This is a genomic window from Alteromonas sp. K632G, assembly GCF_017653625.1.
GTDB classification, from domain to species: domain Bacteria; phylum Pseudomonadota; class Gammaproteobacteria; order Enterobacterales; family Alteromonadaceae; genus Alteromonas; species Alteromonas naphthalenivorans.
The window spans coordinates 207,869-231,380 of the sequence record NZ_JAGGDM010000002.1; the positions used below are offsets into that span (position 1 = coordinate 207,869).

At 45.3% G+C, this 23,512-nt stretch carries 16 protein-coding genes and 1 pseudogene; 6 read left to right on the forward strand and 11 right to left on the reverse strand.

Annotation, left to right across the window (positions count from 1 at the left end):
* Positions 1–163: 163 nt before the first annotated feature.
* The 3 genes from ilvA to J5X92_RS03640 are packed head-to-tail and all read right to left on the reverse strand — an operon-like array spanning position 164 to position 4,519.
* A complete protein-coding gene (gene ilvA / locus J5X92_RS03630; RefSeq protein WP_208804666.1) occupies positions 164–1,705 on the reverse strand; it encodes a threonine ammonia-lyase, biosynthetic in 1,542 nt (513 codons plus the stop codon).
* Complete coding sequence (ilvD, locus tag J5X92_RS03635) at positions 1,702–3,552, reverse strand: dihydroxy-acid dehydratase (protein WP_208804668.1); 1,851 nt, start codon at positions 3,550–3,552, stop codon at positions 1,702–1,704. The genes ilvA and ilvD overlap by 4 nt, the downstream gene beginning before the upstream one ends.
* Before the next feature lie 34 nt (positions 3,553–3,586).
* The gene (locus tag J5X92_RS03640; protein ID WP_057795152.1) at positions 3,587–4,519 is read right to left on the reverse strand and encodes a branched-chain amino acid transaminase; all 933 of its coding nucleotides are present in this window, start codon (positions 4,517–4,519) and stop codon (positions 3,587–3,589) included.
* Between the two features lie 447 nt (positions 4,520–4,966).
* Between J5X92_RS03640 and J5X92_RS03645 the strand changes: the two genes are divergently transcribed.
* Positions 4,967–5,581 carry a trimeric intracellular cation channel family protein gene (locus tag J5X92_RS03645; protein ID WP_013786745.1) on the forward strand — a complete coding sequence of 205 codons (615 nt, stop codon included), beginning with the start codon at positions 4,967–4,969 and terminating at the stop codon, positions 5,579–5,581.
* Positions 5,582–5,671: 90 nt separating this feature from the next.
* Positions 5,672–7,186: a YifB family Mg chelatase-like AAA ATPase gene (locus J5X92_RS03650; protein ID WP_126871503.1), complete on the forward strand. Its 1,515-nt coding sequence runs from the start codon at positions 5,672–5,674 to the stop codon at positions 7,184–7,186.
* A gap of 87 nt (positions 7,187–7,273) precedes the next feature.
* Here J5X92_RS03650 and ilvY read toward each other — a convergent pair whose 3' ends face one another.
* Entirely contained in the window at positions 7,274–8,149 is an 876-nt protein-coding gene (ilvY, locus tag J5X92_RS03655; protein WP_126871504.1) for an HTH-type transcriptional activator IlvY, read from the reverse strand.
* Positions 8,150–8,303: 154 nt separating this feature from the next.
* Here ilvY and ilvC point away from each other — a divergent pair, with 154 nt between their 5' ends.
* On the forward strand, positions 8,304–9,782 hold the full coding sequence (ilvC, locus tag J5X92_RS03660) for a ketol-acid reductoisomerase (RefSeq protein ID WP_013786748.1): 1,479 nt from the start codon (positions 8,304–8,306) through the stop codon (positions 9,780–9,782).
* An 84-nt stretch (positions 9,783–9,866) separates the two neighbouring features.
* Here ilvC and J5X92_RS03665 read toward each other — a convergent pair.
* Positions 9,867–11,112, reverse strand: a pseudogene (locus J5X92_RS03665) (multidrug effflux MFS transporter).
* Between the two features lie 196 nt (positions 11,113–11,308).
* Positions 11,309–13,294: a prolyl oligopeptidase family serine peptidase gene (locus J5X92_RS03670; RefSeq protein WP_013786750.1), complete on the reverse strand. Its 1,986-nt coding sequence runs from the start codon at positions 13,292–13,294 to the stop codon at positions 11,309–11,311.
* Positions 13,295–13,624: 330 nt separating this feature from the next.
* Here J5X92_RS03670 and J5X92_RS03675 point away from each other — a divergent pair, with 330 nt between their 5' ends.
* Positions 13,625–15,439 carry an autotransporter assembly complex family protein gene (locus J5X92_RS03675; RefSeq protein ID WP_208804670.1) on the forward strand — a complete coding sequence of 605 codons (1,815 nt, stop codon included), beginning with the start codon at positions 13,625–13,627 and terminating at the stop codon, positions 15,437–15,439.
* A complete protein-coding gene (locus J5X92_RS03680) occupies positions 15,436–19,335 on the forward strand; it encodes a translocation/assembly module TamB domain-containing protein (RefSeq protein WP_208804672.1) in 3,900 nt (1,299 codons plus the stop codon). Before J5X92_RS03675 ends, J5X92_RS03680 begins: the two co-directional genes overlap by 4 nt.
* A gap of 136 nt (positions 19,336–19,471) precedes the next feature.
* On the opposite strand, the gene J5X92_RS03685 is transcribed toward J5X92_RS03680, so the two are convergent.
* Both J5X92_RS03685 and J5X92_RS03690 read right to left on the reverse strand, forming a co-directional pair.
* Positions 19,472–20,068, reverse strand: coding sequence for a hypothetical protein (locus J5X92_RS03685; RefSeq protein ID WP_013786753.1), 597 nt, complete (start codon positions 20,066–20,068; stop codon positions 19,472–19,474).
* Positions 20,061–20,558, reverse strand: a complete 498-nt coding sequence (locus J5X92_RS03690; RefSeq protein WP_041453215.1) for a sigma-70 family RNA polymerase sigma factor — start codon at positions 20,556–20,558, stop codon at positions 20,061–20,063. Before J5X92_RS03690 ends, J5X92_RS03685 begins: the two co-directional genes overlap by 8 nt.
* A gap of 249 nt (positions 20,559–20,807) precedes the next feature.
* On the opposite strand from J5X92_RS03690, the gene J5X92_RS03695 reads away from it, so the two are divergent.
* Positions 20,808–21,083 carry a hypothetical protein gene (locus tag J5X92_RS03695; RefSeq protein ID WP_041453216.1) on the forward strand — a complete coding sequence of 92 codons (276 nt, stop codon included), beginning with the start codon at positions 20,808–20,810 and terminating at the stop codon, positions 21,081–21,083.
* A gap of 18 nt (positions 21,084–21,101) precedes the next feature.
* On the opposite strand, the gene J5X92_RS03700 is transcribed toward J5X92_RS03695, so the two are convergent.
* Genes J5X92_RS03700 through J5X92_RS03710 form a run of 3 tightly spaced genes read right to left on the reverse strand, consistent with a single transcriptional unit; the run spans position 21,102 to position 23,504 of the window.
* Positions 21,102–22,004, reverse strand: a complete 903-nt coding sequence (locus tag J5X92_RS03700; RefSeq protein WP_208804674.1) for an EamA family transporter — start codon at positions 22,002–22,004, stop codon at positions 21,102–21,104.
* The gene (locus J5X92_RS03705) at positions 22,001–23,041 is read right to left on the reverse strand and encodes a D-2-hydroxyacid dehydrogenase (RefSeq protein WP_208804676.1); all 1,041 of its coding nucleotides are present in this window, start codon (positions 23,039–23,041) and stop codon (positions 22,001–22,003) included. The genes J5X92_RS03700 and J5X92_RS03705 overlap by 4 nt, the downstream gene beginning before the upstream one ends.
* Positions 23,031–23,504, reverse strand: coding sequence for a thioesterase family protein (locus J5X92_RS03710; RefSeq protein WP_013786758.1), 474 nt, complete (start codon positions 23,502–23,504; stop codon positions 23,031–23,033). Before J5X92_RS03710 ends, J5X92_RS03705 begins: the two co-directional genes overlap by 11 nt.
* Between the last annotated feature and the right edge of the window lie 8 nt (positions 23,505–23,512).

Sequence of the window (23,512 nt, forward strand, 5' to 3'; positions counted from 1 at the left end):
TTACAGTGCTGCACACTGAAGAGACTGTTATCGATGCCACAAAAAAGCCGAAACGTTGAAATACAACGCTTCGGCTTTTTTATTGATTTGGAATACGCTTTACCTCGCCCCAAGGTAAGCCGTGCTTAACATGAAGCGAGGTAAAGCGAAAACGGTTTGCTCTTTACTTAGATGGTTGTGACAAGAAGAACTTATAGGCAGGATCTTGTGTTACTTCATCTACTTTGTAGCCAAGCTCAATAACATGCTCATTGAAAGCGTCTCGGCTTTCTGGCGCAATATCAAACCCAACCAATACTAAGCCTTCTGCCGCACCGTGGTTACGGTAATGGAACAAGGTAATGTTCCACGATTCACCCAAGGTATTTAAGAAGTTTAGCAATGCGCCAGGGCGCTCTGGAAATTCAAAACTGAACACTTGCTCGTTCAATATCGCCGGAGGTCTTCCCCCTACCATGTGACGAACGTGTAGTTTGGCTAATTCGTTATTGGTTAAGTTAAAGCATTGGTAGCCTTTATTTTCTAAGTCGCTTTGCAAGCTTAAGAACTCTTGCTGGCCGCCTTTTAATTTAACGCCAACGAAAATATGAGCTTCGTCGTCATTAGCATAACGATAGTTAAATTCAGTAATCGCTTTTGCGCCAACACATTCACAAAACTGCTTAAATGCCCCTTTGCGCTCAGGTATTTTCACTGCGAATACGGCTTCTTTTTGCTCGCCCAGTTCACAGCGTTCAGACACATAACGCAAAGTATGGAAGTTAATATTCGCGCCGCATAAAATGCCGCCTAGCTTCTTGCCGGTAAGGTCGTGCTGCTTGGCATACTTTCGAATAGCCGCCACAGACAAGGCACCGGCAGGCTCAGCAATAACGCGGGTGTCATCAAAAATATCTTTAATGGCACCACATATTTCATCGTTGGTTACCGTCATGGTTTCATCAATTAGGCGATTACACAGCCTAAAGGTTTCTTGCCCCATCACTTTAACGGCAACGCCATCGGCAAAAATGCCTACGTTTTCAAGTGCAGCAGGTGCACCTTCTTTTTGCGCCAAGGCAAAACAGGCAGACTCTTCCGATTCAACGGCAACAATTTTAATCTCTGGCTTTAACTGCTTTAAATAAACCGCAATACCGGCCGCTAAACCGCCACCGCCTACCGCAACAAACAAAATATCCAGATTAGGGTTTTGCTCTAGCAATTCCCTAGCAACCGTTCCTTGACCCGCGATTACATCAGGGTCATCGAATGGCGGCACAAAGGTATAACCATGTTCTGCACAAAGCGCTTTCGCGTGGCCACTGGCTTGATCGAAACTCGTGCCATGAAGCACAACGCTTACATGGTCGCCGCCAAAACGACGTACTGCATCCACTTTGATGTCAGGGGTCGTTTCAGGCATCACAATAGTTGCCTGAATGCCCTTGCGCCTCGCACTGTACGCCAAACCTTGTGCATGATTACCGGCTGAAGCACCGATAACACCTGCTTTAAGCTGTGCTTCGCTTAACGAACTTATTCGGTTGTAAGCGCCGCGTAACTTAAATGACTTAACGGGTTGCTGGTCTTCACGCTTTAAGAATATTTCATTGCCTAATTCGGCAGACAACAACGACATGTAAGAAAGCTCACTGCTTACGGCTACGTCGTAAACAGGGGCTAATAGAATTTTCTTTAAATAGTCGTGATCGCTAACGGTCATAGATTTTCCAGTTTCGATACATCACGTACTGCGCCTTTATCCGCACTGGTGGCCAATGCGGCAAAGGTTTTCAATGATGTTGATACTTCACGAACGCGATCTTTCGGGCGCCAAGGCTTATCGCTGGCTTCCATTTTCGCGCGGCGCTCTGCAAGCTCCTCATCGCTAATAGCGATGTTGATGCTACGATTTGGAATATCAATTTCAATCTTATCGCCGTGCTCAACTAAACCAATACCACCGCCACTGGCAGCTTCTGGCGAGCAGTGACCAATCGACAGACCACTAGTACCACCAGAGAAACGGCCATCGGTAACGAGCGCACACGATTTACCTAAACCTTTCGACTTCAAGTATGAAGTGGGGTATAGCATTTCTTGCATACCCGGTCCGCCGCGTGGGCCTTCGTAACGAATGAATACCACATCGCCTGCTTTCACATCGTCAGCCAAAATACCGGCTACGGCATCATCTTGGCTTTCATAAATACGTGCAGTACCGGTGAACTTCAAAATTGAGTCATCAACACCAGCGGTTTTAACAATACAGCCATCTTCTGCCACATTACCGTATAACACAGCTAGGCCGCCTTCTTGGCTAAAGGCGTTTTCAACCGAGCGAATACAACCGTCTTCGCGATCTGCATCTGCTTCATCCCAACGACAGCTTTGGCTGAACGCTTGGGTCGTACGAATACCAGCAGGGCCTGCGCGGAAAAATTTAATTGCATCGGTATTCTCTGGGTTAGTGATATCCCAATCGGCAATCACTTCTGTAAGCGACTTACCTAACACATGGTTTGCATCACCATGCAGTAAGCCACCTTTATTTAATTCATTCAAAATACCCAATACGCCACCAGCGCGGTGCACATCTTCCATATGGTATTTCGGGGTGGACGGTGCCACTTTACATAAGTGCGGAACCTTACGTGACAGTCTATCGATGTCGTTCATAGTGAAGGGTATTTCACCTTCCATTGCTGCTGCTAACAAATGCAAAATCGTGTTGGTTGAACCGCCCATGGCAATATCTAAGCTCATGGCGTTTTCAAAGGCATTGAAGTTAGCAATGTTACGCGGCAAGACGCTTTCATCATCATCGCCATAGTAACGTTTACACAGCTCTACAATTTGCGAACCCGCTTTTTTGAACAAACCTTCACGGTCTGCGTGGGTCGCTAGCATTGAACCGTTACCCGGAAGCGATAAACCTAGCGCTTCGGTTAAACAGTTCATTGAGTTTGCAGTAAACATACCTGAGCATGAACCACAGGTAGGGCATGCAGAACGTTCAATTTCGTCGGTATCAGAATCACTTACTTTATCGTCAGCAGCGGCCACCATGGCATCTACTAAGTCGAGTTTGATGATTTGATCAGAAAGCTTGGTTTTACCCGCTTCCATCGGACCGCCTGATACAAACACTACAGGTACGTTTAAGCGCAATGACGCCATTAACATTCCTGGGGTGATTTTGTCGCAGTTAGAAATACATACAATGGCGTCGGCGCAGTGCGCGTTCACCATGTATTCTACTGCATCAGCAATAATTTCACGGGAAGGCAAGCTGTAAAGCATTCCGCTGTGGCCCATAGCAATACCATCATCTACTGCGATAGTATTAAATTCTTTTGCTACACCACCCGCGGCTTCAACGCTTCGTGCGACTAATTGACCCATGTCTTTTAGATGCACATGCCCCGGCACAAACTGCGTGAAAGAGTTAGCAATAGCAATAATAGGTTTACCGAAATCAGAATCCTTCATTCCCGTTGCACGCCATAAAGCGCGTGCGCCGGCCATATTTCTACCTTGCGTAGTCGTTGCAGATCGTAACTTGGGCATAAAATCCTTCCCGTTTAATAAATAGCTAAATTAATTACTTGTAAACCGGTGTTAACCAGTTCCATTTGTCTTCGGTAGTACCGTTGAAAAGACCGAAGAACATATCTTGTACTTCTTTGGTGATTGGGCCACGGCCGCCCGCACCTACTTCAATGCCATCTACACTGCGTACTGGCGTTACTTCTGCCGCTGTACCACACATGAAGACTTCATCAGCTAGATACATAGCTTCACGAGGAATATTTTCTTCGCGAACTTCGTAGCCTTTATCTCTAAGTAGCGTCATACACGTATCACGAGTGATACCTGGAAGAATGGCTGCAGTTTTAGGCGTGGTAATCACAATGCCGTCGCGAATAACAAAAATGTTTTCGCCAGCACCTTCGCTGATGTAACCGTTGGTATCAAGGGCAATACCTTCACCGTAGCCATGACGACGGGCTTCCATCGAGATAAGCTGTGAAGATAAGTAGTTACCACCGGCTTTAGCACCCGTAGGCATAGTGTTAGCGGCTAAGCGGTTCCAAGAAGAGATACCTGCATCTACACCATTTTTAAGGGCTTCTTCACCTAAGTAAGCGCCCCATTCAAATGCAGCAATAGCCACTTCAGCTTCCGTACCGAAAGGCACTTGAAGTCCCATACCAATATCACCGTAAAACGCGATAGGGCGAATGTACGCTGATTTCAATTTGTTCTCACGAATGATATCAAGGGTAGCTTGGTTTATTTGATCTAGCGTGTATGGAATGGTCATACGATAAATTTTCGCTGAATCGAACAAGCGGCGGTTGTGATCGTTTAAACGAAAAACACAAGTACCTTGATCGGGAGTGTCGTATGCACGTACACCTTCAAATACAGACGAACCATAATGAATAGCATGCGTCATTACATGAACAGTCGCATCTTTCCAATGTTTCAATTCGCCATTAAACCAAATATGTTCGGCAGGTTGCTTAGCCATGAGTAATCCTTCAAAAATTGAGCGTAAAGCCCGAACCGCGTTTTGCGGAAATATTAATACCGAGACGAATGATACATGACAGTGCGCGAGCGCCCAATACGCTGGATGCAATACGCGACGCGCGGACACATAAATTTACGCATCTGTGCTTTATCACTGACATTGAAACACTGTCGTTTGTCGTGAAAACAAAGGACATCAGATAAAAACAATAAGCTTATGCTATTGAATTTAAAGATTTAATTGACGAGCAACACCCAGTTCCTTGGATGAATGCTAAAATGAATGGTTGTACGATAGGGCTATGGCTTTTTCACCCCAATTAAACGTGAATTGGCCGTTACACGATTAATATGCGCAAAGAAATAGCATGAAACCGCTGCCGAAATCAAGTATTTTGCGGTTCAAACGCTGTTTTCGTCAGATAAAAAAGGGTATCGCAATACAATGGTAGACTGGTTTCACTGGTTAAATTTAGCAGGGGTAGCGGTGTGTGCTATTTCTGGCACCCTGATGGCGTACCAAAAAAGGATGGACGGGTTTGGCGTTATTGTATTGGCAAGTGCCACTGCTATAGGAGGTGGAACACTGCGCGACATGATGCTGGACGTTCCCGTATTTTGGATTGCCGATAACGATTACCTGTACACCACACTGATTGCTGCCTTCATCCCTATTATTTGGTTACGATTAAGCCCACGCTTTCCTTATCATTATTTGCTTATTGCTGATGCGTTTGGGTTAGCGTTATTTAACGTGGTAGGCATAGAAAAAGCATTAGCTAACGATACTGGCATTGCAGTGGCGATTGCCATGGGCACCATTACAGGGGTATTTGGTGGTTTGTTACGTGATGTTATATGTCGAGAAGTACCATTAGTCTTAGGCGGGGAACTCTACGCAACGACCTGTATTGTGGGGGGAATGGCCTACGGTCTCGCCATGTATCTGGGCTTTGAGGCCCAGTGGTGCGGTGCAGTTGCCCTTGCAACCACAGTATTAATGCGGCTAGGCGCTTTGCGCTGGCACTGGGAAATGCCGGTCTTCTATAACGAAAATTAGTCCTTCTTCTTGCCCTAAGTACAGTTTCAGCTTTTATCATGCTCACTTAAAGTACGCCTCTTAGGGGACTTCCTTCAAGAGCGACAAAGTATGAGCATGGCAGTAGTTAAAACCTTTGCGGGGCAGGGCGTGGCAGCCCCCGAGGTATCAGTAGAAATTCACTTGGCCAATGGTTTACCAGCGTTCCAGTTGGTAGGTATGGCAGAAACCAGTGTAAAAGAAGCCCGAGAGCGGGTGCGCAGTGCGCTCATAAACAGCGGTTTCGATTTTCCCGCTAAACGTATAACCGTAAATTTAGCCCCCGCTGATATTCCTAAGTATGGTGGGCGTTTCGACTTACCCATTGCAGTAGGTATTTTGGTGGCATCAGGGTATCTCCCTGACACTAGCGTACTCAACATCGCCTTTGTGGGCGAACTCGGGTTAAACGGTGAAATTAAGCCAGTAAGTGGCCTAGTTCCTGTTTTAATTGCAGCAGCCGACGATGACACCCCCCTTGTTTTTCCGGGGGTTAACGATGTAGAAGCCTCGTTAGTATCCTACGCCACTCGTTACCCAGCGTTTGATCTTTTATCGGTTTACGAACACCTAGCGAATAATAAAAAACTCAATAAAGGTCAGCCCTTTAGCTCGTGTTCTTCCTCTACTAGTAGTATGGGTTGGGATGATATTATTGGCCAAACACAAGCCAAGCGTGCATTAACCATTGCCGCAGCGGGTAGCCATAACCTGTTGATGGTAGGCCCTCAAGGCACGGGTAAAAGTTTACTAGCCAGTAGGTTACTTGCCCTATTACCCCCCATGACTGAACAGGAAGCTCTGGAAGTAGCCTCCATTCATTCGGTAAAAGGGGAAAATTTAAATGTAGAGCGGTTTTTAAAGCGCCACATGCGCAGCCCACATCATACTAGCTCTGCTGTAGCGCTTACCGGCGGCGGGTCGCAGCCTGTACCTGGCGAAATATCGTTAGCCCATAACGGGGTATTATTTTTAGATGAATTACCCGAATTTGGCCGCCGCGCATTAGATGTACTTAGAGAGCCATTAGAAACCGGTGATGTGCATATATCGCGGGCGATGGCGAGCGCTACCTATCCTGCCAATTTTCAATTAATAGCGGCCATGAACCCTAGTCCTACTGGCGATATTGACGACAACCGCTTAACTCCACAACAGCAGCTAAGTTATTTAAATCGCTTGTCGGGCCCCTTATTAGACAGAATAGACATACAAGTAGAGGTACCCAGGCTTGCCAGTTACGATTTATCGCCACCGGTAAATTCTGAATCTGATTCCATGTTAGAAGCCAGGGATAACGTATTACGGGCAAGAGAAGTGCAACTTCATAGGCAAGGGAAGCCCAATGCACAGCTTGCCGCGGGGGAGCTTGCTGATTTATGCCAGCTAACCGATAGCGATTTACGCTTTTTACAAGCAGCTGCTAAGCAATTAAATTTGTCGATGCGGGTATTCCACCGTACCCTTAAGGTAGCGAGGACACTGGCAGATTTGTCAGAACAGCCTACGGTTACTCGCGCCCATTTAGCCGAAGCGCTAGGTTACCGCGCATTGGATACCTTAATTAAGCAGCTAAGTAGTCAGTAGCCCATTAGGTGATACTCAACAGCAAGTAGCATGAAAGCTTAATGCTTTTAGCTTTTAATCCAGCTTAAATGTCTAAACAACTCATCATTAATTAGATAAGGGAGCCATTTCCAATTGTAAAAACGCGTTGATAAGTGGTTCGTTTTGCTTATCTTGCAAGCAACATAGCCCTAGTCCATAGGGCTCGATATCATCTACTGGAATTTGGGTTACCAAGCTAGCCATACTGGAATGATCAAGCACCACTTTAGGTACAAAACCCACACCGCATTCTAACGCCACCATGCTGACAATGGCTTCATTACCCCCTACCGAAGCATACACATTTGGCCTAATACCATGCTCTGCAAACCAGTGGTAAGCAATGCGCCTGGTAGGCCCATGCTCTGGCATGATCACCTGATGCTTAGTCCAATCTACCTGCGTCAACTGGGTTAACCGCCAATCTCGCGGCGCAATCAGCACCAAAGGCACATTGTCTAAAGGGGAAAAATGTAAGTCTGTAGGCAAGTCAGGCGTATAAATAGCTATCGATAAGTCACATTCTTTCTGCTTTACCTTATCTATCGCTAGTGCAGGGTCGCCGGTAATTAAGCGAATATCCACACCAGGATGCTGTGCCCTAAACTGACGCAATATAGCAGGCAAATGACTTTGACTGGCCGTTACAGAACAAAACAAGCTTATCTCACCTTGCAACGAATTACTGTCTTCTCGCAAGTCTACCTTCAATTGTTGCCAGTCTTTTAAAGACTGGGTAGAGAATGAAAGCAGTTTATGACCACTATGAGTAAGCGCCACTTTACGGTTGTCGCGTTTAAACAAGGTACAACCCAATTCATCCTCTAGCCTTTGTATAACGCGGCTTAGCGTAGAAGGCGACACATACATGGCTTGCGCGGTATCGCCAAAATGTAGGCTGGTGGCAAGATGCGTAAACAATTGAAGGCTACGAAAATCCATAGTGTTTCACTTATTGCAATATTATCTTGCAAATATATCATTTTCCAAAACAAAAGAAATCCCTTAATCTGCGTAGCAAGTCGTCATAGACGAGGTCGTCAACGCCACGGTTGGTTGTTGATAATGACGAAAATGAATGTTGTTCGGAATTTTTATGGCTAATTATTTCAATACCCTATCGCTACGCCAGCAGCTAGATCAGCTTGGCCGCTGCCGCTTCATGGCACGCGAAGAATTCGCTGACGGTTGTCAGTTCTTAAAAGGCAAGAAGATTGTCATTGTAGGCTGCGGTGCTCAAGGTCTTAACCAAGGCTTGAACATGCGTGACTCTGGGTTAGATGTTTCTTATGCGCTGCGTCAAGCAGCCATTGAAGAGCAGCGTGACTCTTACAAACGTGCTACTAGCAATGGTTTCACTGTTGGCACTTATCAGGAACTAATTCCTAGTGCTGACTTGGTGTACAACCTAACGCCTGATAAGCAGCATGCAAGCGTTGTAGAAGCGGTAATGCCGTTAATGCAAAAAGGCGCAACACTTGGATACTCACACGGCTTCAACATTGTTGAAGAAGGCCAACAAATCCGTAGCGATATTACGGTGGTTATGTGTGCACCTAAGTGCCCAGGTACAGAAGTACGTGAAGAATATAAGCGCGGTTTCGGTGTACCAACTCTGATTGCCGTTCACCCTGAGAACGACCCTGAAAACAAGGGTTGGGATACTGCTAAAGCATTAGCAAGTGCAACAGGTGGCGATCGTGCAGGTGTACTTGAGTCTTCGTTCGTAGCTGAAGTTAAATCTGACCTTATGGGCGAGCAAACCATTCTATGTGGTATGCAACAAGTTGCTGCAGTGCTTGCCTTTGAGAAAATGACCGCTGACGGTATTGACGCAGCGTATGCTGGTGCACTTATTCAGTTCGGCCTAGAAGCTGTCACTGAAGCACTTAAAATTGGTGGCGTAACCAACATGATGGACCGCCTATCAAACCCAGCTAAAGTGAAAGCGTACGATTTGTCAGAACAACTTACTGACTTGCTTCGCCCACTATTTGAAAAGCATCAAGACGACATCATTAGCGGTGAGTTCTCTCGCACTATGATGGAAGATTGGGCAAACGGCGATGCTAACCTACTTAGATGGCGCGAAGAAACCGGTGAAACTGGTTTTGAAAACGCACCTGTCTACGAAGGTGAAATCAGCGAGCAAGAATTCTTTGACCACGGCATCCTTTTAGTTGCCATGATCAAGTGCGGTGTAGAAGTAGCCTTCGACGTAATGGTTGAAGCGGGTATCTTACCTGAGTCTGCATACTACGAATCACTGCATGAAACACCACTTATCTCGAATACTATCGCGCGTAAGCGTCTGTATGAAATGAACGTGGTAATTTCAGACACGGCAGAATATGGAAACTATTTGTTTGCGAATGCAGCAATTCCAATTTTGCGTGAGAAATTTATGCCTACTATCGATACTTCAGTTATTGGTAAGGGATTGTCAGAAACCTCTAATCAGGTTGAAAACAAGCGCCTTGTTGATATTAACGAAGCTATTCGCACTCACGGTGTTGAGCAAGTAGGTAAGACCCTGCGTGGCTACATGACTGACATGAAAGCCATCATCGGTTAGGACAGTTTCTGTCGTTAGGTGCTTTATATAAGCCCTCTTGCCCGACCAATTTGGTCGGGCTTTTTTATGCCTGCTTGTTTTTACCTATTCCCCGCATTCGCGAACCCGCTCTGCATATCTCACCGCAAAATAAGCCAATACGAAGAAGACAAAAAAGCCAATGCCTATGGGGTATAGATTACCGTCTAAAAAGCTATCTACGAACAGCGCAATGGGCACAGAAAACAGGCTTGAGAGAGAACCGATTATAGCAGCACCAAGCCCTGCCATATCCCCTAATGGCTGCATAGCAAGTGCGTTTAAGTTACCGAATAAAATACCCACAAAAAAGAAACCAACGAACATGGTAACAACGGTAAGCACAAGTGGCGGTAACCCGTCATAAGCGAGTAATAACCCAAGATAGACAACAGCAAACCCGTTAACCCCTTTAAGGGCAAAGCGACACAAGCGTCGCATGCCGAATTTCATTACCATGGTGCCGTTGAAATAAGATGCTAAACCAATCGAAAATGCCAGCACTGCGAATATAAGGAAACATATCGCCCACACCGTAATACACCTGAAAAATGGTTTGTGAGGCACTCAAATACGCCAGAAACGAACCAAAAATACCCGCCATTGCGAAGGTGTAACCCATTACCGTTGCATGAGTAAGGATAAATTTTGATGACAAGTAAAACTGCTTAAACGAAAACGGCCTGCGTTTATGCCGCGGCAAAGTCTCGCCTTGACGACTGAAAAACCATGTACCCGCTAAGGTTGCCACTATCAAAAATAGGGTGAATATATGAAACCACCCAAAAAAAGCCATTACTGCTTGGCCCACCATAGGCGCTATCATAGGCACAAGGATGAACACCATCATAATAAATGACATCACCCGTGCCATTGCATCACCCACGTACAAATCGCGAATAATCGCCATAGCGGCAATACGCGGTCCTGAGACACCAAAGGCTTGTATCACACGACCCACCAGCATGGTCTCTAAATTAGTGGCCGACATACACACAAAAGTGCCAATCGCAAAAATAAACAGCCCGATCAAAATGGTAAGCCTTCTACCACGACTATCTGCAAATGGACCGAAGAACATCTGCCCAAAGGCCATTCCCATAAAGAAAACAGTCACAATAAGATGGGTATGGTGCGGCTCGTCTACGTTTAGCGTCTCACCTATTTGCAGTAGTGCAGGCAGCATAGCGTCAATGCTTAACGCCACCAGCGATGTCATGGTAGCCATCAGTGCTACAAATTCAATTAACCCTAAAGGGGGCTTTCCTTGAGGCTGGCCAGCATTAGGCGCGGTCTCGCTTGAATGGGACATAATTTCTCTATTTAACGAAGAAGGGGGTATAAGTTGTGTTGCTCAGGGTGATGATTGCCACGTTAGTGCATCATAATTGCACGCTGAATGGGCAGAAGTGTAACGTAAAGATGAACAAAAAGCCGCCAGTTTCACGCTATTTGGTCGTGGAACTTGGCGGCTCTGGCTTTTTTAAGCGTACAGTGTGAAAAAAGGTTTATTCTTTTTTCAAATACTTATCTAAGAATGCATCCATTTCAGCAAAGAAGCGATGACGATTACCCTGTATAGACAAGTAATGGTCGCCCGATTCTAGTTCGACATATTTAAATGTTTTATCTAAATCTTCTAGTTCGTCAGCCATGTAACGGCTTTGCAGTGGTCTAACGATGCGATCTTCTTCGCCATGAACCAATAAAATAGGCGTTTTTATCCCTTCTGCATTGTAATAAGGAGACCGCGATTCCAAGTCGTCAAAGTCATCACCAATTTGGTCTTTCACCAAGTCTGAATTTACAAACCGTCTGGCGTGTATAACGATATGCTTTAACGAACTCACACCGGCAAAGCTGACTGCACATTGAAACAATTCAGGGGTTTTCACCGCTGCCATTAACGCAGCATAGCCACCATAGCTCGCGCCAACAATACACATATTGTCTTTAGTGGCATAGCCTTGCTCAACCATCCAGTTTGCTGCATCGGTAATGTCATCTTGCATCGACAATCCCCAGCTTTTCATCTGGCTTTGCGCAAAGTCGAAGCCGTAACCCTGAGAACCTCTAAAGTTAGGGCGAAGTACCGCGTAGCCCTTATTGGTAAAGTACGATGTCCAGTAATCGAAACCACTAAAATCTCGCGCACCTGGCCCACCGTGTGGATGAATAATCGTGGGAAACGGCCCATCACCTTTAGGTAAGGTTAAGTAGGCTTCAATTTCCATATCATCACGAGCAGTGTAAGTTATGAGGTTATGCTCGGTTAACATGCCCTCTTCAATTTTAGGGTATTGCTGAAACAAATAGTCCAGAGAACCTTTCTCGCGGTTACCAATAAAGTAAGCACCTGGCATAGTGTCTGACTCGGAGTAAACAATATAGTTGTTTTCATCACGACTGAAACTAACTAACGTATTGCTGTAGTCGGCTAACGCCTGATCTAGCCCATTCTGAAGCGCCACGTAGCGCTCATCCCAGTAATGTCTTCCAAGGTGACGAATACCAATAGCATCGTTGGTAACAGGAGAGTAGATTAGACTACCATCTACGTCATAACCTTCATCTGAGAAAATTTCTGTATGCTCATTGGTCTCAAGGTTAAGCGTAAACAAGGCTTTGTAGTCTCCCTTGTAACCGCGATAATAAAGAATGTTGGGATCAAGACCAAACCCGAGAGGCATTTCACCTTTTTCACTCATGGCATTGTAACTAAACAGGGTACGCCAACTATCATCTTCTTTAAGTAATACGTGGCGCTCACCGCTGTCATAATCTAGCGTGATGCCAACGCGAACATTATGCTGTCGATCAACTACCCAGTCTCTGATACTGCGCTTCCCACGCTCCAATCTTGTAGTGCTGCCAGTATAGACATTCACTTTAAATACAGAGGGAAGGGCGAAAACTTCTACATCGATGGCCATTAAGATGTGTTCAGGGTCATCAGGTAGCCAATCAATCACATTGTCTTGAAATTGGGGGACACGATTAGGGTCTGCCGCTCTTCGTTTCAGTCTTCGCCAATCTAAAAGGTGTTTAGGTTTTTCGCCTTGCGCATCGAAGTTCATAGCGAGTAGACGAGTATCATAAACCCGTGTGTTACCGCGACGACTTTCATAACGAGCACTAACAACTATTCGCTCATCGTTAACCCACCGGTACCAATTAATCTTAACTTTTTCATTATCGGAATGAAGAAGATAGTGAATTTTACCTGTAGTAAGGTCAAAGGTTGCTAACACCGATAGTTCGTCAGGTTCATTAACGTTTTTCACAAACGCAATTTTATCGCCTTTGGGCGACAGCGCAGGAGTTCGGTAAGCGGGTAGGGCACTAAATACGGTGTAAGGAAGAGGCGGTGAAACAGTTTCTGCTGGCTCGGCGGTATTTTCGTCACTTAGTGCACAAGCGCTGACTAAGCTGAATAAAAATAGAACCACTAAAGAGGTAACTGAGTGAATACACGAGAACAAACGACAGCGCATATATTTTCCTTTGCTTATTAATAAACCCTTATCGAACTATTCATCCTGTGATTAGCTCGAAGACCACTATACAACATTTTATAATTTAAAAAGAAAGTTCAATTGTAATAATTGGTTACATTCAGACAAAACACTACACTAAAAAGTGCTTAACATTAACATGTACTTTAGTTGTGCTTTTTTACTCAATACACAGTATACAAAGGGGTATGGTATTATCGGCATTGTCGATGCTGTGTTGCTTATCTCGTATCATATTAGCGCCCCCTTTTTCGTAAAGGCTGAAACCGCGCCGTCTCTTTTTTTTGCTACAAGGAATCGCATTTTTCAATGCCACTGTGCTTTATATCTTCTTTAAAAACGCTGCTAACGGGTATTAAAGCCCGGCGCAACCAAGGGTACGCTCTTCGATTTTTATCGCTGTGCCTATTGGTAATTTTTATCGCCTCTGCTCATGCAGTTACCTATAAAATCAATGGGGTAAAGCAAGACAAGCTTAAAGATAATATTCGCCTGCACTTGAACAATTTAGATGTAGAAACTGAGCTATTGAATGACCCATTCTGGCAAGATGAAGTTATCGCTACAGTAGCCACCGCTGTGCAGCCCTTTGGCTATTACAATAGCAATGCAACGGTAGAAGTCACTAAGGACGATGAGGTCGTTGTAACCGTTTCACTTAGCGACCCTCTTCTTGTATCAAAGGTCACTCGAGAAATTATTGGTGTAGGCCGAGAAGATAGCGACTTTAGAAGCCGTTTTAATGCGTTTTCACTTAAAGAAGGAGATGTACTTGATCAGCCCGTTTACGAGTCGTTTAAGTCATCGATGTTCAATTATGCCCTATCTCATGGTTACTTTGATTTCTATTGGCAGGCCACGCGGTTAGATTTAGTTAGAGAAGAAAAAGAAGCTAATATTCTGCTCATAGCCCAAAGTGGCTCTCGTTATAACTTTGGTAAATTGAAATTTATTGGGGAAGACAAAGCAAAAGCGATTATTAAACGACTAACTCCGTTTGAAGAAGGTGAGCCTTATTCTTCAGCAAAATTGTCTGACTTCAACCGTTCGTTAAATCAATCAGGGTATTTCAACCGTGTTATTGCACGGCCTGTAGTAAGTGACGCTGAGGGACTAAATGTCCCTATTGAAGTTTCGCTATCACATCGCCCCCGAGATGCGTTTGATGTCTCTATTGGTGCTGCTACCGATACCGGCCCTAGAGTCACTTTAGGCTGGGAGCGCCCATGGGTAAATGATCGCGGTCATTCGATTTCCTCCGATATTTTTATCTCTCAACCTGAGCAATCGGTTACGGCAGACTATCGCATTCCGATGCAGAACATCACTAAAGATTACGTTAGCTTTGAAGCCGGCTATCAATTTATTGAATACAGCAATACCTCGATTGAAAGTGAAACTTTATCACTTGCGGCTCACCGATATTTTCAAGAAGAGCATTCGCCTTGGCAACACGATGGCTCTATTACCTATTTACGAGAAACCTACGATCAAGGTGACACTGACGACACCACAACCTCACTGATACTGCCGGGCTACTCTATTACCTATATCACCAAAGATAACGACCTTAATATTAACAACGGCAATTATTTTCAGTTTTTGACCCAAGTAGGGCGAGATAATCTTGGCTCTGACATCAATATCGTAAAATCTGTAATGGAAGGCATGGTCATTCGTACCTTTTCCGACGTACATCGGTTTTCTATTCGCGGCGAACTTGGTGCAATTAAAACCAATGACTTTTCGCAAGTTCCGACATCACTACGGTTTTATGCCGGTGGTGACCAAAGCATTCGCGGCTTTGACTACCGAGAAATATCTCCTACTGAAGACGTTATCGACCCTGAAACGGGTGAAACAGTAAACGATGCTATTGGTGGAAAATACTTAGCCACTGCCAGTGTGGAATATGCTTACCGCATTGCGCAAAATTGGCGTATTGCGGCCTTTACTGATGCGGGTACGGCAACCAATGATTTAGATACCACATTAACTTACAGCGTGGGTTCCGGCTTTCACTGGCTGTCTCCTATAGGCCCAGTTCGCGTGTACGTAGCTCGTGGATTTGCACCAGATGAAAAGACATGGCAGCTGCATCTTCTGCTGGGGCCTGAGTTATGAGAAAGCGCACAATTTCAACTATCCTACTAACACCAGTGCTTATCGTGGTGTTTGTTTACGGTTTATTAATAAGCCCATTGGGTGGGCCTACCATTCGCCTTGTTGCCAATAACCTAGTGAGTGGACTAAGTATTGAAAGCATTGAGGGCGGCCTGGCTGACAATCTCACTATTACAAAAGTTGAGTGGGAAAATGCGCAGTGGCGAGTAAAAACGGATTATGCGTACCTTGATGTCACGTGGCGCTGTATTTTTGAACCTAGAGTCTGCGTAAATGAAGTTAACGCCAACGATATTGTTGTTGAGCAGTTAAGCGCTGCGCCTGAAACTGAATCAACCGAAGAAACTGGAAGTTTTACGCTGCCTTTACCTGTAGAGGTAAACCAAGCCCAAGTTGAGCGCTTTACACTAAAAATGCCGGGGCAGACGGTTGAACTAGGGAAGTTAAACTTAGATGATTTCTTAGGTAACGAGACGCTGGCGATATCGTCGCTATCGCTTGAAGATTTAGCCGTTACCCTCCATCAAACCGAAGCGTCCACTCAAGCTACAGCCTCTTCGACTAACGCGAACAAGGATGATGCTGCTTCTGAAAGTAGCACTGACAATAGTGCCACGAAAAAATCACTGCCAAAGTCCTATTCGCTATCGTACACCGCCCCAGAACTGCCGACGATTTCATCGCCTATTCCAATAAGTATTGATGAGTTTTCATTGACCAATGGCACATTAAATCAAGGCGATTCAGCCCAAACCTTATCGGTATTTGCCTTTGAGGATTTTGAATTTGCGAATGCCAGTGTGTCCTTGACCAATTTGAATGTGGAACACCCTCAAGGAACACTCAATGGCGACATTGCCATCACCCTAGATGGTGCCTATCCGTTGTCAGTTTCACTGAACGGTAGCGGTATGATAAGCGACAACCAACAGCAAGTAGACTTTCAAGCATCAGGGTCGTTAGCAGCGCTTGAAGCTGACCTTAAAACTGAAGGGGCGATGAATGCAAAAGTGAATTTGTCAGCCGATGTACTTAGCGACAACCTGCCCATTTCATTTAGCGCAACATGGAAAGAACAACCCCTACCCACTATGGAATCCGGCACCTTGCACGATGGCGCGCTAACCCTTAATGGCACCATGGGTGACTACCTATTAGATGGCAGCGCAGCAGCCACTTTGCCAGATGTAGGCAAGGTGCCTGTGGCGCTAAATGTGGTGCTAAAAAAACACAATATCTTCGTGAACGAAGCCAAAATTGAAGCTTTAGAAGGCAGCATTAGTAATACCGGCACCTTGTATTTAGATGAGGCTATGTCTTGGGAAGGAAACACCACCTTTACCAATGTCTCAGGGGTTCAGTTTTCCAAGTTCGCGCCAGAGCAATTAGAGGGCGGTTTTACCAGTGTGATGCAGTACACAGAAAAAGGCCCCCAAGTCAGTATTCGGAAATTAGATCTTAAAGGCATCTTGCAAAACAAACCCTTCTCGGTGGCAGGATCTTTTGTGTACTCAGGTCCAAGCGATTTATTGGTTGCCTCTTTAGCCGTTGAACAAGCCGAAAACAAAATTAATGTGGTCGGGCAACTACTTAATAAACGTTACGTTAATGCTGATATCGGCCTTGATGTAGCTACCATTGCCGACCTTTACCCTGAAGTAGCTGGGGCGATATCTGGCAATATAAAAGCTACAGGCCCGTGGACTAACCCCGTTGCCAAAGGCGCAATTAATTTTTCAAATCTTGCGGTGTCGCCTTCACTTTCAAATGCGGCAGCCCAACAAGGCGAATTCAACGGCAAGCTTGTCATTGACGGCTCATACACAAACCATAAGGCCGACCTAGATGTAATCTTACCGGAGCATAGTGTTGCCCTAAGCGTTGCAGGAAAATGGCAAGACAACACTTGGTCAGGCCAGGTAGAGCAAAGCAAACTGAAGCTGGCAAACATGCAATGGGCGCTTTCTTCTCCTTTTACTCTAAATCTTGGCAGCGCCCCCTTTAGCGCAAGCGTGGGCGAACACTGCTGGCACTCTAGGGAAGAAGGCGAGCTTTGCATCACCAGCTTGAACTACCAAGAGAATAAAGCGAAATGGAATGTATGGGCCAAAGCATTACCTGTAGGGTTATGGGCCCACGAACTTGCGCCGGATATGGTTGCGGCAGCCGCACCGGCAACCTTGTCGGTGAAAAGCCAAGGGCAATATTCTCAAGCCGACCCTATCGATGCCACTTTTACGGCCTCTTTATCGCCTGCCACGTGGCAGTTAGGAAAAGAGCGACCACTAGCAATAACGATTAATTCTGTGGAAACAACCGGTACTTTTAAGCAAGGAGAACTTAAGTCTCAGTCGCTTATTGCCAGTGAAGACTTAGGCAATGCGACCCTAAATGTAAATACGTCTCCCTTTGAAACCCGCAAACCTATAAGCGGTAATCTTGAGGTTGTTAATATAGACGTAGCACCGCTTAAACCACTGTCTCCTGCCATTCGTACACTTACGGGTGTTATGAATGGAAATATCACCTTGGCAGGGTTTGTAGATTCGCCCGAACTATCCGGAAAACTACAAATAGAAAACGGCGCCATTGATATTCAGGACACACCGGTATCATTAGAAAACTGGAGCCAATCAATTACGTTAAACGGCCAACAAGCCAACTTCGACGGCACATTTTTACTGGGCGGTGGTAAGGGGGCGCTAAACGGCGATCTAGATTGGTCTGATGTACCAAGCGCGAACATTAATTTGAAAGGTGACAAATTTGAGGTGCGCCAACCAAACATGCGTTTACGGATATCGCCAGATTTGAAAGTAGCGGCAACTGCCGACAAGGTTGATGTAACAGGCAGTGTAAATATACCGTGGGCGCGTATTGAAGTTGAATCATTACCTGAAAGCGCGGTGTCACCGTCTAAAGATGTTCACCTTCGCGGCGAACCCCCAAAAGAAGAGCCCCTTGATATTGTACATGCGTCTGTGATGGTCAATATCGACAAGGCTAAAACCGGTGAGGTTAAGCTTGAAGCATTTGGTTTAACCGCGAGCTTACACGGTGGTGTAAAAGTGAATAACCAACCCGCCTTGGTGGGCTTTGGTGATTTGCAAATACTTAACGGCCGTTATAGCGCCTATGGGCAGCAGCTTGTTATTCAAACGGGTGAAGTGCAGTTTAATGGTCCTATCGATCAACCTATGCTGCTGATTGAAGCCATTCGCGACCCAGATAAAACTGACGATGATGTAATTGCCGGTATTAGGATAGACGGGGCAGCCGATTCTCCCAGCATTAATTTATTCTCTGAACCCGCCATGGATCAGCAAAACGTACTTTCGTACCTACTTACAGGGTCGGGGCCTGACGCTGAAAGCGAAGATCCTAACTACGCTGCATTACTGGTAGGTTTTGGGCTTTCAAATACTAAAACCCTAACCGGTCAAGTAGGCAATGCCTTGGGTATTGATGATTTCAGCTTAAGTACTAACGAGAACAAACTGTCAGTAACCGGCCAGATTAATGACAGATTAACGGCTGAATATAATGTGGATGTGGGATTGAGTAATAATGATTCCAGCAGCACTTTGCGTCGTAGGCAAGACCCACCCGATTTAGCCTTGCGATACCGTTTATTGCCTCGTTTATTTTTAGAAGCGGTACAAACCACCATTGAAGATCAGTCTGAATTCGCCTTAGATTTATACTATGAATTCTTCTTAGGTGAAGAAAAAGATAATGATGAAGGTGATAGTGAAAATGAAGGGGACGGGGACGGGGACGGGGACGGGGCAGGGGACGGGAACGACGCAAACAATGCAAACGATGCAAGCAGCGATGCCATTAACGGCGAAGCTGCCACCCCAAAAGCCGCGAATAGCGATACATTAGGTAACTAATATTGACGAGGGCGGCAGGCTCAGCCCAGTATTACTCATCAATAGCGTGCGCCACGCCTTAACTGAATAAGAAAATGGCTATCGTTATTAATGGACTTTGTTGGTTGGCATCCATTCAATAAGCTTTCACGAAAGGCTAGTCACCATCACTCATATCATTTAATGCCGTTAATTTTTTTTCAAATTGCTTTTGTCTACGATGGGCCCAAACATACCACACCGCCATTATGCCGGCGGTGACTGCCGTTACCAATAGCACTACCCCATACTCCCTTTCTTCAGCCGCCTTAGCCAAGGTGAAGATGGTATTAAACGCAATAACAATAAGTACGGCTAACCATGCAGAGTGTTTGTTGATAAAAGCAATACGCGCATTGTTTTTAAACTGCTTTTTCAATTGTTGTACATGATTGCTAGTTTGCGCATTACTGCCAAACGCAGCTACTCTTCTAAGCCAAAGCTGATAGCCTAGCAATGGTAAAATGAAAACAATGAGGCCAATATTGAGTATGCGAACCAATGGAGGAAATTCATTCCAGTAATCTATAAACATCCATGCCATCGGGATAAGTGAGAGACAATCTACCATTATGTAAAGACGCTGCTTTCTTGTTTGGCTTTTAAAGGTTTTTTTTACCTCATCCACATCTACATTCGAGACGGGTTGGGCTTGCCATAGCGCGCTGAGGTCGTTGTCACGGCTATTATCAGTGCTTTTGTTATTATCATTCATCAGAGTTTCCTTCCAATACACTTGCTTTAGCACGCTTTAAAATAACCCCTACATGAGATTTAGTGAGGCCGCAAATATCCGCAATCTCATCGTAAGATAAGCCTTCTAAAGAAAGGGTAAGTACTTGGCGTGGCTGTACCGCGAGAGCGCGTACTTTAACGAGTAATCGCGATAGCGATTGTTGCTGGCTGGTGGCCGTTTCAGGGGAAATTTGCGACGATTGCTCAACAACAACGTCATCATTGTATTCATCGGTATCGATGCGCTTCACCTGATTGGCCACGTGAGTAACGGCGCGGTTATGGGCTATTTTTAAAATATAAGTTTTTACACTGCTATCGCCTTTGAAACGAGTAAGCCCCTGCCACACAGCTATGGCTATTTCTTGTAGCAACTCTTGCTGTAGCGCATGGTTAGCCTCGTAACTGTTTGCGACACGGCTTAATAGACTGCCGTACTGCGCAAACACATCTTCAAATCCTTGCCCCAATCTCTCGTCCTCAGTATTTCTTATTATTAACTGCGCTGCATTGCCAACTATGACGGTAAAAGCCACTCATTTACTTTTCTTACATGCATGTGATGATAGAAATCATTCGTGCTTATTTTGTGTAGTCTTTGGCTTTCGAAAAAAATTACATCTATCTGTAATTTTTTTCGAAAGCCAAAGACTAGTAATGGTGAAGAGGGTGATGAAAACACCTTCATCGGTTACGACACCTTTACCTCGGAGCACACTATGTCTACGCTAAGCATTTTTTTACTTATTGGTTTTATTGCCACTATTGCCCTTGCCGCAAGTTACTTAGATGCCAAGTTTCAATGGCGCCTCAACGACTGGATGAACGGCACCTGTAGCAATCCTTTCATTGCTAGCAAAGCGACACAGCAACAACAGCTTATTGCAAAAAAAGATAAGCAAATTGAGGCCTTGATTGAACGGGTAGAAACACTTGAAGCTATAGTGACCGAGCCCGCATACGAGCTTAATCAAAAAATTAATGCGCTAAAGTAAACGCTAGCTACTTCATACTTAGCTACTTAGGGGTGGTCGACGCATAAAAATGGGCACTTTACCCATAGCTATGGCGTTGCCCACCAGCACCACTACTACGCCAAGTACAGACAGCCAGCTCCACGTATAACCTTCAAAAAAAGTGGAGATAACAAGCGCCACAATGGGGTAAACCAGTACCACATAAGCGGCTTTGTCTGCGCCTATTTGCTTTAGTAGCTTCATGTAAGAGCCAAACGCCAGCACCGAACCGAAAATAGCCAAATAAAGCAACGAAATATAGAACTCAGGGGCAGTAGGAATGACCAAGGTGTCGTTTGTGAACCACGCGGTAACATAGAGTATCACCATGGCATAGCTCATGGCGTAAAAATTCATTTGAATAACCGGTGTGCCCGAGGTGAGGATCCGCTCTGATATCACGTTACCAATTGATGCACTAAAAAAAGAAACAAATGCAATAGAAAGGCCCGCCGCTAACGCAGCGTCCATCGATACTTTTGAAAACTCGGGCACAAACAAGCAAATAATACCCGCAAGCCCAAACGTAGCGCCCACCACCACTTCCAATCTAATAGGCTGCTTTAACCACCATCGTCGAAGAACCACATTAAAGTAAATAATGCTGGAACTCATAAGGGCGAGTAACGCGCTGATAATATGCGCCTGCGCCATATATAGCAGGGTATAGTTGAGGCAATATAGGAAGAAGCCTACTCCGGCCATTTTAATGTGAATGTGTAGCGGTAACTTAAACGGCAAGCCGCGCACCATACAAAATAGCCCTAAACACAGTGCAGCTAACGTATAGCGCCATGCTACGGCCAGGGTTTCAGCGGTATGCCCTATCTGATACGTAATGGCTATCCAGGTTGAACCCCAAATGAGTGTACAAATGGCAAACAGCACGCCATTGCTCATGGGTGAGCATCTATAAACTGAATTAGATGGTTTATAGCCATGTTAAACAGCCGCTGACGAGACTCATTCGCCATCCACGCCGTATGGGGGGTAACAATAAGATTGGGGATAGTACCGGTTAGCAATGGATGATCGGCTGGGGGAGGCTCTTGGGATATAACATCAACCGCCGCGCCGCCTATTTTCCCGCATTGTAGCGCAGACACCAGTGCGTCTTCATCAATTAGCCCACCTCTGGCGGTATTAATAAGAAAACTGGTAGGTTGCATCAACGACAACCGGGTTTCGTTAAAAAGGTGATAATTATCGTCTGTTAGTGGGCAATGCAGGCTAACCACATCGGCGCTAGGTAATAATGATTCTAATGAAGGTCGAATGTCTCGCTTATTATCATAAAGCTCTTCTGTAGAAAGCCCCCCTGGCCGCGCTGCAATACTCACCTTCATACCCATTGCGATAAATAGCGCTTCAACTCGCTTTCCCAACTCTCCATGACCTACTATAACCGCGTGCTTTCCAGCAAGCTCCACAATGGGGTGCTCGGTTAAGCAAAAGTGCGGCGATGTAGTCCATTTACCTTGGTTTACATCGTTATGGTACTGAGGAAACGCTGTGGCCAAATTAAGCAGCAACATTAAAGTATGCTGGGCCACACTGTCGGTGCCATAACCTTCCACATTTTGCACGGTAATATTGTGCGTTTGGCAGTAATTAGTATCTACATTGTTAGTACCTGTGGCCATTACACCCACATACTTTAGCGACTTGGCGTGTTGTAGCGCCTCGCTATCTAATACTACCTTGTTGGTAAGTACGATATCGGCTTTCGCTATTCTGGCAACGACCTCTTCTGGAAGGGTGTTGTCATAGCAAGTTAGCTCAACATTTACGTTATTAAGCAATGACGTATCTATTGAGTCAGAGTTCAGTAAATCTGCACTAAACGTTTCAGCATCGAGAAAAACCCCTGTTAGCTTGTTCTGAGTAAGGTTTTTCGTGCTTTTAGTGCCTGCTTGGGCCGCTTGACTATTGGTCACCGGCATTTCCTTGATTGTCTGCCTCGCCGATAGACTCGCAAATAGACTCAAGGGCAGTTTTTATATTAACAGGTATAGGCACCGCTTTGTCAGACAGTCTATCAACAAATACATGTACAAACTGACCGTGCGCCACGCGGCGTTTAGCCTCACCAGCATAAACCGACAAACCGTATGTCACTGAACTTCTACCTAACTTTATCACCCTTAACCCAACATAAATCGTTTCTGGATAAGCGGCTGGCGTAATATATTGGCACTGGCTACTGACTACATAAGCCACCGCGCTGCTTTCTTGAATATTAAGGCCGCCCTCGTCAATTAAAAAGCGATTTACGGCGGTATCAAAAAAGCTGTAATACATCACATTGTTAATGTGGCCATAAACGTCGTTGTCTTGCCAGCGAGTGGCAATTTCAAGGTGATAAGGGTAATCGTTGAGCGATGGTGTAATGTCTGTCATGCGTGGCG